This window comes from Celeribacter ethanolicus, from assembly GCF_002407265.1.
Classification (GTDB): domain Bacteria; phylum Pseudomonadota; class Alphaproteobacteria; order Rhodobacterales; family Rhodobacteraceae; genus Celeribacter; species Celeribacter ethanolicus.
The window spans coordinates 1,898,571-1,912,386 of the sequence record NZ_CP022196.1; the positions used below are offsets into that span (position 1 = coordinate 1,898,571).

The window sequence follows — 13,816 nt, forward strand, 5'->3', positions numbered from 1 at the left end:
GGGCCCCGGCCACAGAGCTTGCAGATGATCCCGGTCGCACAAATCGAGGTCATGAACCCGCGTGCGCGAAACCGGCGTATTCATCAGGAGATCGTCGACAATATCGACGCCATCGGGCTCAAGCGCCCGGTGACCGTGCGACACGACCCACACGCCCCGGATCGGTACGATCTCGTTTGCGGAGAAGGGCGGCTCGAGGCCTTCAAGATGCTGGGCCAGACGGCCATTCCCGCAGTGGTCATCGAGGCGAGCGAAACCGACTGCCTGGTCATGAGCCTGGTCGAGAACATCGCCCGGCGCCACCACCGGCCGATCGACCTCATGCAAGAGATCGGCAGCCTCCGGCAACGCGGATATTCCGAAAGCGCGATCGCGGACAAGATCGGCTGCGCGCCCAGTTGGGTCCATCTGATCTCATCCTTGCTGGAGAAGGGCGAGGAACGACTGGTCGCCGCCGTTGAAACCGGAGTCATTCCGATCACACTGGCTGCCGAAATTGCCCGGGCCGAGGGGGACGAAGTGCAAGACCTGCTGATGGATGCCTACGAAGCCGGGCACCTCAAGGGCAAGAAGCTCACCCAGATCCGCCGTATTCTCGACCAACGCGCGGCACAACGAAAAGCCTTGAAAACCAATCCCCTCGGACGCGGCGAAAAAGAGCGCAAGCGAAAGCTCACCCAAGCCGACCTGATGAAGCTTTACCAACGGGAAGCCGACCGACAGCGTATCCTCGTCCGTAAATCCGACGTGACGCAGGCACGTCTTCTCTTCGTTGTCGAGGCGATGCGCGACCTTCTGTCCGGCGCCGAGTTCACGGACCTGTTGCAGAAAGAAGGGCTGAGCGACATGCCGAAGGCCCTCGCCGAGAGGTTGCAATCGGGACCGGCCTCATGAGCGGGAACAAACCCGATTTTCAAACCGTGAAGCTCGGCTTCGAGACCGAGCCGATCATGCTGCGCCTCGACCAGATCCTTTCACTCAAGACGCTTCGCCCCGGCACGAAGGACAGCAGCAAATACAAGCAGATCCTTGGCTCCGTAAAAGCCGTGGGTCTGGTCGAGGCGCCCGTGGTAGCGCGACACCCGGATGCCGCAGGTGTCTTTTTCCTGCTCGACGGCTCTCTGCGTCTCGAGGCTCTGAAAGATCTCGGGGTGCAGACCGTCGAATGCCTGATCAGCACCGACGATGAAACCTACACCTACAACAAGCGCATCAATCGCATTCCACCGATCCAGGAGCACAAGATGATCACGCGGGCGATCGCCCGCGGCGTGCCCGAAGCCGCCATTGCCGAGGCGCTCGGGCTGGACATCAAGTCGATCCTCCGGCGTTCTCGTCTCCTCAAAGGGATTTGCCTGGAAGCCGCCGATCTTCTGCGCTCCGCCTCCTGTCCGATGGCGAGCTTCGATGTCCTGCGCAAGATGGTGCCGCTGCGCCAGATCGAGGCAGCAGAGCTGATGATCGGGCAGAAAAATTTCACGGTCGGATTTGCCAAGGCGCTTCTCGCCGCGACCCCCGACCCTCAGCTCATTCATCCCAGGCGGCGCCCCGGCCGCTCCGACGGTCAGGGCATATCGCGCGATGACATGGCCCGGATGGAGCGCGAACTCGCAAGCCTGCAGGCACAGGTCAGATCATTCGAGGAAAGCTTCGGTATCGACACCCTTCACCTCACTGTCGCACGAGGATACTTGCGCAAGATCCTGGGCAATCCGCGTATCGCCAGTTGGCTTGAACAAAATCGCGGGGAATACCTTGGAGAGTTTCGAACGATTGTCGAGGCTGAACAGGCCAGCCAGCCTCAGGCAAGATGATCCATTCGGAGCCCCGGCCCCGAAACAAGCATGCGGACCACGGGAGCCCCCCACGGTGGGGTGGATCGAGCGGCAGGGAGCCCCCTCCATTTATGGGTGGCCCTTCCCACTCGGCGGACCACGTTCAGGAGGCCAGTCACAGCCCCCGAATGACCTCCGCCGCAATCTCGAATGAGCGGATGCCAGCGGCCTGATCGTGGATCATCCCCGTCACCATCAACTCATCGGGCGGATACTTATCAATGAGAGCCGACATCTGGGCCGCAAGCGTCGAGGGCCCGCCCACGGCGGCACAGCTCAGCATCCGGTCGACCTTCACCCGCACCGGACGACAAAGTATTCCTCGCATTGATCCGGGATATTCTGATCCGGCTTGCGAAGACCATCTCTGAGGCTTCAAAAGCGATCATCGGCTGGTTTAGCTCTGCGCGCCTGGAAGAAAAATCTGAATGGGATTTCAAACAGAAGCATGACTTATACACCAATCTCGAAAAAGAAGATTTGCGGACGCTACAGGGTGAAAAGGTCAAAAGTTATGAAGAACTCCTCATAGCAAATTGGCTCTACGAAAATGGCGTCGAATATGAATACGAGCCAGACTATGAATTCGACACGTCAGATCCCACAAAGAGGAACTATTGTCCGGATTTTCGCCTGACGGAGAGCGGCGTTTATATCGAGCATTTCGGCGTCCGAAAGCAGATGCATATTGTTAGTAAGTTGCCGCTTGTTTCGCTATAGCGTTGCCGCTCAACACAATTAGCATTGCCCACCGGGGCATGACGAGCGATGAGCCAGCCCCGGCCCACTCTCCTCAAAAAGGGCCGTAGGGGCGGGGCTGGCGGTGGTTAAGTTCAAGTGCTTCCGATTTTTCCTTCTATCTGAACGATAGTCTGCGCAAATTCTTTCTTCGTAATGATCGTGCCATTTTTCCGGCATTTCACTTACCGATCAGGCGTTTACGCTGAAATGAATACTGCATCAGGTACGTCCTCCCCGATCAATCGTTTTGCTCTCTCTGTGTTTCTGTCCTTTATGGCGGCCTTCCGAACTCGTTGGAATACAGGTGCATAGTGCTTCCAAAGAGTTCCCGCTTTGGGTTCGTTTGACACTCTCGCGTCTGAAAATACGGCCAATTGAGAGACACTCCACAAAATCGGCCATTGATTTCATTGAACTTTCTAAGCGGCCCTGCAGGCAAAAGCGCCAGTCGGGTGGGTATAAAACTGCCAAAAATAGTTCGCAAGTTCCAACAAAAAAGCCGCCCATTCGGGCGGCTTCATCACACTATCAACAGTTTCTTGGGGCCGGGACCTACGAATCTACGAACTCAAGAACCTCCTGCCGGACGTAGATCGCACGAAGTACGACCTCCCGCGGCGCAATGGGGGCCCACGCCAAAGTCAGTAGGCGCAAACCGACATGACTACATTAAGTAGTTGAAAATAAAAAGAAACCACCGACAACCTGGGTTGCCGGTGGTCATTTGATCTGTGTCGGAATGGTCAAAAAACGCCGAGAATGGACATTCTATGCTGGGTCTCACAAGCGTCTGACGTCCGACAGCCAAACACCGACTTACCCAAATCTGAGTGCCATTGATTTCAATTACTTAACCTACCATCCGACAAACGTAAATCCGCTCTCCGACACCCAAAAACCGTTCTGCGACAGCTCCAGACCGCCCTGCCCCTCCAGATCACGAGACCATCAAACACAAAAAAGCCGTCCCCTAGGGGACGGCTTCATAGCAATAGAACTTATTGATTGTGTCAGATCGTTTTTTTGCGCCTACGACGCGCTTTGCGATCTTCTTCATACCGCTGCAGCGCGGTACCAGTATCAATGACGCTCCAATTCTCGGCGACGAACGGGTTCAGTTCCTCGTCGCAATTCATCCGGATTTCGTAGGCTTCGGCAAAATCGCCCATATCGAGATTGTCCTGTTCACAGATGAGGCACTCACCGATTGCCTCGATCGCCATCTCCATGGCGACGCCCAGACGCCCGACCGCTGCATGGATCAAGATCTTGATGAATTCATCCTGCTCCAACAACTCTTGCCCCTTAAGCCCCGCATTCGACAAGAGCTCCGAAAGAGCGGTCCGCATAGCTGCAGCTTCGTCGCGGGCAAGCGCGCAGTAGATGCGATAGACCCGCTTGTGGTTCCATTTGAACCCCTTCACGTTGCGCAGATACAGGAAACACAGGCCAAAGCCCCAGGAACGCCGGTTCGCCGTCAGACGCAGCAACCAGTCCGCGATTTCGGCATTCTCATCGCTGAGCTTGCGTGCGTAGCGGTAACAGGTCTCGCTGATCTCAAAGGTCCGGCAGGCCAACGCGATACTGACGCCCTGTCGTTTCACAGCCGCTTCGGCCATCTCCTTGCGCTGAGACGGCCTTAGGGCTTTTTTCCAAGCGCTTCCTTCAGCAGATCATTCTGCATGCTGATCTCGGCATACATCCGCTTCAGACGCCGGTTCTCTTCGGCCATGGCCTTCATCTCGGCGATCATCGAGGCATCCATCCCACCAAATTTGGCGCGCCATTTGTAAAAGCTCGCACTGCTCATCCCGTGTTCACGGCACAGCTCGGCAACAGGTACGCCGTTCTCAGCCTGCTTCAGGATGGTCATGATCTGCGAGTCGCTGAATCGTTTGTTCTTCATCCGAATTCTCCTCGGTCAAGCTGCCAGGAAAATTCTACTTATGAACACCACTAATTTGCGGGGGGATTACCATCTCGCAGAGGTACGAACGCGCCTCGACATTGATCACCAGCAACCTCCCCTTCGAGGAATGGACCGAAACGCTCGGATCAGAACGTCTCACCGGCGCACTTCTCGATCGGCTCACCCATCATGTCTCCATCCTCGAGATGAACGGTGAAAGCTACCGCCTCGCACAGAGCCGAAAAGAAACCCAGAACAACTGATCAGGAATTGCCCCTCACGGGGCAATGCGCCCGGGAACCCGCTTGCTATGTGAGGAGCCGCAGGCCCCCGGGCGCCTCTAAAATCAAACAAACGGCTCAATCCAAACTGGCCTACTTTTACGCCGCCCTAATGGACCAATTTTGCGCCGCCCTTGACAAATTGAGGCGGCTTCAGAGACATCTGCATTAGCAAGCTCCGATCTAAGTTGATCGCGTTTGGAAATGAGCGAGGTAGCATTGAACTCCAACACAGTGATACAATTCTTCAGGGAAGGCGCCGACATTTGATGCCTCAGGAGTTCTATTAACTCCGGCGGCATTGGAGAAATGTGATCCAGATGTGAGCGGATCATCAAGGCTGCAGCACGCAGGATTTTGGCATACTCTTCGATCAAAACTTCTGTGCGCTTAAAAGATCGAATTTCATCAATCATAGGGCACACTCTCCAGCTTTTCCTGCCCTGCGAGGACATGTCGCTTTGTCGTTATTGCGAAGCATACTGCGCCCAAGGGTTTTCGACTGTACGAAGGTAGTGAAGAACGGCATTAGATTGCGCTACGTCTTGCGGGCTACCCGGCTCGTGACGAAAATACTTGTGGTAGTTTTCTCGGATCAACTGCCAATACATATAAGGGGGAGGTAGAATATCGCTCTCCATATAGTCATAATCAAGTACAGTTTCCATTGACCGACCCGCATTATTAGACCAATCGATCATTATAATTTCTGCTTGTGTAATATCGATACTTTTTTGAACACTAGCTAACTCTCGTCTAAGAGCGTCACGATGTGTTCTCAATACCTCAATATCGCGCTCTAAATCCAGATATGCCATTGCAAGAAAAGCATCATCATCAGGTTTTTGCAACGCTACGCGCACACCTCTAGGTAAAGGCACATTATGTTGCACCTTCGCAAAGACATGTCCCCGAAACACCTCAACCATGCGAATATAATCCGTCATCATTTGATCTGCACGCTGGAAAAGCGCGACAATCTCTCTCGCTTCGCTCATAAGTCACACTCCATCCAGTTGGCCGCATTCCGTGCTGCTTGCAAAGCAGAAGTTGGAGCGTTCCACTCCGTATACCAATATTCACGAATTCGATTGGGAGGCACTGAATCAATCATGAAAGTCTGCGTGCCGCCACCATCAAGCATCATTCCGGGTTTTCCTGCGGCACTTAAATCCTGCGGCCCAATCTCGCCTTCAAAAGCGGCGGGTGGAGGTGGCACATCAGCCACAACATAGGCTCCGCCATTGTTCCAATCATTTCGTACTGCATCACGCGAACGCCACTCAGCTTCCGTTCGAGGCGGTCGCTCTGGACTCCAAAATCGACCACTAATGCCTCCCTCATTACTGATCACGCGATAGACACGATCACCGGGTTGAAAAATACGGTAAGTTGGTTTCGCCCCAAACGTCTCTAAAGTTTCTAAAAACTTCGAATGATTGGCTGACGCGATCAAAGCATTTACCGCATCTTTTTCCGCCTTGCTCAAGCCAGTTCGCTTCGCATGAGCATGAAGATCCGCCAGAATTTCGTTTTTCCACTGACCGGCACTTCGCTTTATAGCTGCTATCCGTACTCTATCCGTATCAGCGGTTTGCCTCGCCCCCGCCTCTATCGCTGAGGCATCAAAACCAGGGCGCCCCATATGTCGTTCCCAATTCGGGAAGGGCCCCATTTCAATAATCAGTTTGGTCGCCCGCCGCACAACAATGGACTGCGCGGGCAGCACGGAATAGGCGCGGCTCGCATGGCGCGCCAGACCTTGTAGGATTTTATCACGGATCGCATGCGCAGCCTCGTCGAGTTTTTGGCGTGACATGGCCCGAACCATTTCGAGCGTGGCCAGAGCCTCGGCGACTTTGCCGGGCATGATATGTCTTGCCAGCGCAATTTTCTCAGCGAGGACGCCTAAGAAGTCATCGAACTTCCCGGCAACGAAGCCGACCTGAGCCACTACGTCGTCGGCCAGTTGGCGGACAAAGCGATAGCCGTTCGGAGCTTTGCCCATTTTGAACAGCGCTTTGTTGATATAGACGAGCACCCGGCCAATCTCACCGGCATTGCGCCAGATGACCTTGATCACCCCCTTGGCCAAGGATCCAAGCGACGGCACCAGCCCGATCAAACAGGCGAAAACGCCAACCCAAACAGCGATTTCATTGTAGCGCTTGTCCCAGACCAGAGCCTTGCCATTGGCAACCAGATCGCGCACGTCCGCCACCTGATCGACAACGGGAATGGCGGTGACAACAGCGTTGGTGATGATCTGGCCGGTTGACATTTCTTCATTGAAGTCGCCCGCCAATACGCCGCCGGTCCAACTTGCCGCATCGCTGGCGCTTTGAACGATGGCTGTGGCAGCTTTTTCATACCAGGCTCGTTCGTCTTCGACAGGCGCAGGTTCTTCAATAGGCTCCGGTTCCGTCGGATCGTCGAAGAAGAAGACCTCAACTTCACCACTATACTCCCCGAGATCGACGTGAATGAATTCGTGTTGTGACTGGTCGGTTACGGTCAGGACGCCTTCAGCGATGACTTCCCCGCCGGGCTCACCGTTGTTTGGCTTTTGGACAACGTAAATCGCGTCCGTTACCGGCATTTCATTCGGGTATTCGTAGCGAATATGAATCCAGTTGCCGGTATGGCAATGCGCGCATCCATCCTCTGCGGTACGCCCGCCCTCGGAAGAGGCTGCATTCTGGGCCTCTTGGTATTCACTGTCTCGATCAGCCATAAAAGCCCTCAATCTATTGCCAAACGGCGTTCAAATTCTTCAATCAACCGGGGCATCATGTCTGCTTCGGCGTATCCTGTAAAAAATTGCCTGAGTTTCTCGTGGAGTGGGTCCTCGAGGAAAAACGGTGTGAAAACGAGTGCGCTGAGCGCATGCGAGTAAACTGCCTTCTCAGATTTGAACCCCCATTTTCGGCCCTGTGCGGCACATGCCGCCCGGAACGCTCCGCTGGTCTCCTGTGGCATGAGCTTCGGATGTATGTGCGCCAGATCACGCAGTGCCTTCGGGCCATCGAGGGCAACTTTGGGCAGAGCTGTCAGGGCAAGCCGTAAAGTCTCATCCGACATCAGTCCAAAGGACCTATGCTGGTCCATGGCATCGGAAAACTTCTGAATACGAACAATCGGACTGTGCTGTGAGCCTCGCAGGAAGGTCTGCCGGATGGGCTGGAGGCGAGGATCATCAATTGCATAGGTTCCGTGAAAATAGGAAAAGCTCGCAAGTTTTGCGATTTCGTTGCGTGCCACGAACCCAAGATTTTTCGCCATGTTGGCGACAGATATTACGCAAGCCTCAACCTGCGAGAGAGGTGGATTCCCAAGCCATTCCCGGTGAGTGGGAGACATGTCAAAAAGCTTCTGGGCAAAGTCTCGCTCAAATGCAGTCCTGCGCCCTTGGTTTAAGGCAGCCTGTTTGTGGGCAGTCAAAATGAAAGGCGCTTTCACGCTCTCGTTCCCGGTTGCGGATTGACTGATTTTCAACGCCAGCCCCCCCGTTATGGCAAAGAGGAAAGGAAAGGGGCACTCACCCCGTGGTTGCAAAAACGCGGGAAAGTCACTCTGGTTTAGCAACATCATCCCACAGATGTCGCGCGCCGATTTCGGCTCCCAGAACCTGAAATAATACCAATTCCCATTTTCATCCTGCACCTTGGTAAACTTCCGAAAATGCTTCCAGACATCTTCGAACTCCGCGCGGGAGCGTAGGTATATTCCCGGCTCGCAATGCCACATATGCACCGTCGTCATCGTCTCGGGCATATCCGGCAGATGGGTGAACAGGCGGCGGACAAAGGGGCTGTCCGGGTTCAGTTCGAACAGGTAGGGCGCAACGTCTTTTTGCTCCTCCGCGGCGTCTCCTTTGAACAGGCAACGGAACGGCAGGCCGCAGTCTTCGAATTCGCTCAGGCCGGACTGAAACTTGCTTGCATCGAGGATGGCATAGGTCTTCATCGGAGGGACATGTTCGACGCTGCCGTAATGCACGATCTCCGCCTCGGTCGGTGCGGGCTGTCCGAAGAGAGGCTCATAAAGCTTGTCGGGCACATTTTTCATCGGCCAAACGTCCGATTGTCGGTCCAGCGGTTCGACGGGGAATTCGTCGAGGGTCAGGTAGCTTTGCTTGTCGTCTGCGTGCGCGAAAGGTTCTAAAGTCCCTATTTCGACCGGATTTCCGGAATGAACGATGCCTGCTAGGGCTGTAAGTTGTGTGGACGTGGTATCGGATCGCTCTTTTATAGGGGAGACGTTCCCCAAATGGATGAGCGTCAGGTCGCGGTGTAAAATCTCAGCCTCGACCCCTGAGCGATAGGTGGCATATCCATCGGCCCAAACAACGACTGTACTCTGGTGGAGAGTCCCAGAGCGATCATCCCGCAAAATACAGTTACCAATCCATGCTTCGAATGAATTCATATTAAAACCCGTCTATATGGTCGGTAGATAGCACGGGAAAAGTCATTGCATAAAGGGGATAAACCGAAGTTCCATCCCCCTGTGTCGTTACACTGTCCCATTGGCGCTGAGGTCACACAGCTAGCAGATGCGTTGCGCTCTCGTTGCAGGATCTAATTAACGACTTGGAGAGCTTGTAGTTTGCTGTTCACCGCCGCCTCATCCAACATCCGCTCCGGGTCGGCTGCAGTGCGGCAGTGAAGCGCAGGGCTGAGGTTGGCGTTGGGGCCGGTTACACCTTCGAGTCATCGCCCATGTCGTCTAAGATTTTTAATTCTTTGGGTCAGAAATGCTTGATGTTTGGGTCAGAATTGCGTGAGGGCGCTCACTGATTTGACTCGATTTCCTCACCCGATTGGGTCAACTCCGCGTGACGTTCTACAACATTTGTAGAACGTCAGACGAACCTGACCCAACCGTCAGAGTTGGACCAGAAGTCGGATGTGAGACGCTTGTTCAACGAGCGCCAAATCTAAAAACCGCGCCGATCAAACGATCCGGCGCGGTTTTTGTTTTTTCTGGGACGTGTGAGGTGGGACGGCTTTCGGCCCATACCGGCCATTGACCAAGGGGTGTTGATGCCGCGGCGCGGCCCGTCAGAGGGGACATTCGCTGCGACCGCAAATTCTGCGCAGTGGTAAATTCATGGTCTGTGGACGAAGTCGACCTTGACCCCATCTGATTGAACGGACGCTTTTGGTGGTTCGCGACACCGCAAATGTGAGGAAATGTATCTTAGCCTCGCCTCTCTTTAAGCCGTGGCACATAATGTTTCTTATAACGCTCCAGTTCATGCTGCGCCTTAGGTCCCCTTTTGGTCGAACCTTGACGATACTTAGCGATCCATTTTCGTTAAAGAGGGGCAAAAATTACTTGTTGTCACGACACTCGATCTTCATCTGTACCGGGCCCTTGTGACGTAAAGTGATGCCAGGTGACGTTCCAATTAGTTGGCCGGGCAGCAGTTTCAGCTTAAACCGCGCGTAAACCCGTTCAATCACATGGGCCGCAATCTTATTGGCCAGATAAAGCCCGACGCAACGATGTGGCCCAAGGCCGAAAGGCAGATAGCCGTCGCGCAGGCGTGGCTGATCGTCAACAAAACGCGATGGATCAAACCGGTTAGGTTCGGGCCAGAACTCTGTGTGCCGGTGCAAGAGGTAAGGCGATATTAAAACAGAGCTGCCACGGGGAATGTGGTATCCCCCAATGATGTCGTCGCGAATGACGCGACGCTCGATGATCCAGATTGACGGATAAAGCCGGATCGCCTCGGCAAAGATATGTGCAGGCTCGGCTGTCTCGAACCCATTGGATGCGTGGATGAACGCCCATGACAGGGCATTCGCCGTGGTTTCATGACCGGCCAGCAACAGCGTGACAGTCGCATCGCGAAGCTCTTTGTCGTTCAGCTGTATCTCGCCGCCGGCTTCGTGCGCAGCCAGCAATCTGGACAGCACGTCATCAGGGCGGTCCTGGCACCTGCGGCGGGTCTGGATCAGATCGAAAACGATCTGGTCAATCTCACCGACGGCTTTCTTGAATGCGGGCCGGTGCAGCCGCGGGGAAATCATGGATGCGTCGAGCGGGGCTTCGATCCGGCGCCACGTATCAGCCAATAGCGTTTCAAGCGCAGTGTTGATTTTCTGTGGATCGATGTCGGAAGAAAACAGGATCTTGATCGCGATGGCGATGACCAGCTGCATCATCTCGTCGACGATATCGATTTCCTTAGTCTGCTGCCATCGTTCCAGCATGGGGTCGACCAATGCATCAATGACAGGTCCGATGTTCTGAAAACAGGACGGTTGAAAGGCTGGCTGGATCAGCTGCCTGTGACGGCTCCAAGCCCGCTGATCGGCCGAAAGCAGGCTGTTGCCTGTCGTTGCGGCGATCCGGTCTGCGCTGCGGGTGGCTTTGTCGTAGTTGGAGGCCTGTCGCGACAGGACATGATCGACATATTCGGGCCGGTTGATCAGATGGGCAGTGATCGGTCCAAACCGTAATCGCACGATGTCGCCGTGATCACGCACAGCGTCGGCCAGAAACCCCAAAGAATCCGCTTTGAATTCAGAGAGCGATCCCCAAAGCATGCTGCCTTTAGGGCCAGGCGCACGCATCATTTGGGGTAGTTTCCATGGTCAAAGCTGCGGGCCCAGCGATCTGCCACAATCGCTTTGGTGGCAGGGTCGAGTTCGGTGAAACTGTTTTTCTGATAGCCTTTGAGCACATCAACATAGCGGCTCAGTTCCGGCTCAAACCTCGTAAAGCCTTCCAATCCCAAATGCGCATAGACTTTGCTGATTTCATTGACCGGATCGGACTCGAGATCATCAAAGCGGATATCGATGAAACGGTTTTCGGGGATCAACGGAATATCCTCGAAAAAGGCGTCGTACATGACCTCGTGGCGTTGCAGGATACCTTCGTCAATCGCGTCGATGTCGGGTTTTTGCAGATATGTGTACCACCCCGCCGTATCAAAGAAATGCCGCTGCGACTGGAACACCCGATACGGGTCGCGGTGGATATGGACGAACCGTGCGTCGGGAAACATTTCCAGAATTGTGCGGATGCGGGCCGTGTGCGGCGGCGACTTGATCAGCAAAGTGCGATCGTCATTCAGCGACAGTTTCTTGCAGAACTGCACAAAGGCGGCTTTCCACGCCTCGACTTTGGTCCGGTCGACATCGCGGAACGTCATGTAGCGATCATAGTGTTCCATGCGTCGGGGAAAGCTGGTGCCAAGATACAGCGACGTTAGCGTCATCAGCAAAGGCGCGAATTCGTCTTCTTGGGGTGACGTGAACTTTAGCGCCATGTTGTCCATGGGCCGTCTTTCAGGGACCAGCCAAGGAAACATGCGGGTCGTGAAATTTTCGGTGGTCAGAAAGGTGTAGGGGTTCACGACCTGATAGGTATTGGGGAACTGGAATTGCGCACTGTCTTGCGCCAGAAGTTCGTGCAGCAAGGTCGTGCCGCTGCGCCAATGCCCCAGAATAAACAAGGGTGCTTTCGGCTTTTCCGCCTGTTCGATCGCCTTGCCATAGCGCACCGTCTCAACTGCGGCACAGGCTGAATTAGACAGGCTGGCCAAGGTAATCACAGCAGCACGATGAAGATAGGCGGGCGAGATCTGAAAATGGTTCTCGGCCAGTAACTGACACCATTTTCCAAAGGTGATACCAGTCAGGTAATTATGACTTATACTCCAGCGATGCTTAAGTTTTCTGCTCATAAGTGTCTATTGCACAATCTACGGTATAGCGACATATTGATACGGCAAAATATTGAAAGTAAAGCCGGAGCCGGCTCATGACCCTTCCCTCGCATATTGTTGAGATGTTGGCGAGAATTCGCAGACGGTTCCAAAATGCCCCATTGCAAGAACGCTTGCTGCCCAGCGATGCAGAGTTCACGACGTTGCGCCCTGTTCGCAATGCCAGCACTGCTTCGGTTGCGAAATACTGGCAACGGTTGCGCGCGACCGCATCGCAAGAAGATCAAGACGCGCTAGCAGACCCGATCACGATGGCCGATCCGGGCCAGTTCAGTGCGAATATCGAAAACTTCATTGGCACCGTGAAGCTGCCTGTCGGTATCATCGGCCCGTTGCGGATCAACGGGTTGAATGCGCATGGCGATTTTCACGTCCCCATGGCCACGACCGAGGCTGCTCTGGTCGCCTCCTATGCGCGCGGCGCCTATGCCGCCACGAAATCCGGAGGGATCAGCACCGCGTTGCTATACGAAGGCGTCATCCGCACGCCCGCTTTCGTTTTTGACGGCCTTCTGGATGCGGGCCTTTTTGTTGAATGGGTGGTCAGGGAAATTGACGCGCTCAAGGCCGCTGCCGAAGCCACCACACGTTTCGGCAACCTGGTGTCGGTCGAGCCGATGATCGACAACAACGTCGTGTTTCTGGTGTGCCGCTATACGACTGGCGATGCGGCAGGCCAGAACATGGTTACTATCGCCACCAATGCCCTATGCGAGGATATCGCAGCGCGCTGCCCGATCGCGATGAATGCATGGTATATCGAAGGCAATTTCTCGGGCGATAAGAAAGCGTCTTTTCTGGGCTTGGTGACCGGACGCGGCCGCAAGGTCAGCGCGTCTGTCACCCTGTCTGCGGATGTGGTGGAAAAGACGTTGGGCACAAGTGTGAAGGCGATGCTGGATTACGGTCAGGTTGCCAATCTGGGTTCGCATCTGTCCGGTCAGCTTGGGGCGCAGGCGCATTTCGCAAACGGTTTGGCGGCATTCTACATTGCCACAGGGCAGGACGCAGCATGCGTCGCCGAAAGCGCGATGGGCATCACCCGAATGGAAGCGCGTGGCGATGATCTGTTTTGTTCGGTCACAATGCCCAACATCCTTGTGGGTTCCGTGGGCGGGGGCACCTCTTTGCCCAGTCAGGCCGCGGGTTTGAATGTTCTCGGATTGAAGGGCGCCGGCAACGGTGCCGCCTTGGCCGAGGTTGCAGCAGCGACATGTCTGTGCGGTGAAATCTCGATCGTGGCCGCGATTGCGGCGGGGCACTTCACGCGCGCGCACGAAAATCTGGCCCGCAAAAGATGAGT

Annotated in this window: 11 protein-coding genes and 2 pseudogenes; 5 read left to right on the plus strand and 8 right to left on the minus strand. The window is 54.9% G+C overall.

The window, feature by feature from the left end:
• The first annotated feature begins 24 nt into the window (after positions 1-24).
• Positions 25-894, plus strand: a complete 870-nt coding sequence (locus CEW89_RS09405) for a plasmid partitioning protein RepB C-terminal domain-containing protein (RefSeq protein WP_244906186.1) — start codon at positions 25-27, stop codon at positions 892-894.
• Entirely contained in the window at positions 891-1,814 is a 924-nt protein-coding gene (locus CEW89_RS09410; RefSeq protein ID WP_096805718.1) for a plasmid partitioning protein RepB C-terminal domain-containing protein, read from the plus strand. The genes CEW89_RS09405 and CEW89_RS09410 overlap by 4 nt, the downstream gene beginning before the upstream one ends.
• A gap of 136 nt (positions 1,815-1,950) precedes the next feature.
• Here the strand turns inward: CEW89_RS09410 and CEW89_RS20780 are convergent, their stop codons facing one another.
• Entirely contained in the window at positions 1,951-2,163 is a 213-nt protein-coding gene (locus CEW89_RS20780) for a hypothetical protein (protein WP_157779815.1), read from the minus strand.
• Here CEW89_RS20780 and CEW89_RS09415 point away from each other — a divergent pair.
• Positions 2,163-2,555, plus strand: coding sequence for a PDDEXK family nuclease (locus CEW89_RS09415; RefSeq protein ID WP_066705212.1), 393 nt, complete (start codon positions 2,163-2,165; stop codon positions 2,553-2,555). The two genes, CEW89_RS20780 and CEW89_RS09415, sit on opposite strands and share 1 nt — an antisense overlap.
• Positions 2,556-3,946: 1,391 nt before the next feature.
• Here the strand turns inward: CEW89_RS09415 and CEW89_RS09420 are convergent.
• A pseudogene (locus tag CEW89_RS09420) lies at positions 3,947-4,482 on the minus strand (transposase); the annotation flags it as partial.
• Positions 4,483-4,553: 71 nt separating this feature from the next.
• On the opposite strand from CEW89_RS09420, the pseudogene CEW89_RS09425 reads away from it, so the two are divergent.
• Positions 4,554-4,748, plus strand: a pseudogene (locus CEW89_RS09425) (ATP-binding protein); the annotation flags it as partial.
• A gap of 83 nt (positions 4,749-4,831) precedes the next feature.
• Here CEW89_RS09425 and CEW89_RS20785 read toward each other — a convergent pair.
• The 6 genes from CEW89_RS20785 to CEW89_RS09450 all read right to left on the minus strand — a co-directional run bounded on the left by CEW89_RS20785 (position 4,832) and on the right by CEW89_RS09450 (position 12,471).
• Positions 4,832-5,182: a hypothetical protein gene (locus CEW89_RS20785; RefSeq protein ID WP_157779816.1), complete on the minus strand. Its 351-nt coding sequence runs from the start codon at positions 5,180-5,182 to the stop codon at positions 4,832-4,834.
• Positions 5,183-5,233: 51 nt separating this feature from the next.
• The gene (locus tag CEW89_RS09430; RefSeq protein WP_096805719.1) at positions 5,234-5,764 is read right to left on the minus strand and encodes a hypothetical protein; all 531 of its coding nucleotides are present in this window, start codon (positions 5,762-5,764) and stop codon (positions 5,234-5,236) included.
• Positions 5,761-7,500, minus strand: coding sequence for a hypothetical protein (locus CEW89_RS09435; protein WP_096805720.1), 1,740 nt, complete (start codon positions 7,498-7,500; stop codon positions 5,761-5,763). Before CEW89_RS09435 ends, CEW89_RS09430 begins: the two co-directional genes overlap by 4 nt.
• Positions 7,501-7,508: 8 nt before the next feature.
• A complete protein-coding gene (locus CEW89_RS09440) occupies positions 7,509-9,194 on the minus strand; it encodes a DUF4123 domain-containing protein (protein WP_096805721.1) in 1,686 nt (561 codons plus the stop codon).
• 908 nt (positions 9,195-10,102) lie between these two features.
• Positions 10,103-11,356, minus strand: coding sequence for a cytochrome P450 (locus tag CEW89_RS09445; protein WP_096805722.1), 1,254 nt, complete (start codon positions 11,354-11,356; stop codon positions 10,103-10,105).
• Complete coding sequence (locus tag CEW89_RS09450) at positions 11,353-12,471, minus strand: sulfotransferase family protein (RefSeq protein WP_096805723.1); 1,119 nt, start codon at positions 12,469-12,471, stop codon at positions 11,353-11,355. Before CEW89_RS09450 ends, CEW89_RS09445 begins: the two co-directional genes overlap by 4 nt.
• A gap of 77 nt (positions 12,472-12,548) precedes the next feature.
• Between CEW89_RS09450 and CEW89_RS09455 the strand changes: the two genes are divergently transcribed.
• Positions 12,549-13,814: a hydroxymethylglutaryl-CoA reductase gene (locus CEW89_RS09455; protein WP_096805724.1), complete on the plus strand. Its 1,266-nt coding sequence runs from the start codon at positions 12,549-12,551 to the stop codon at positions 13,812-13,814.
• Positions 13,815-13,816 lie beyond the last annotated feature (2 nt).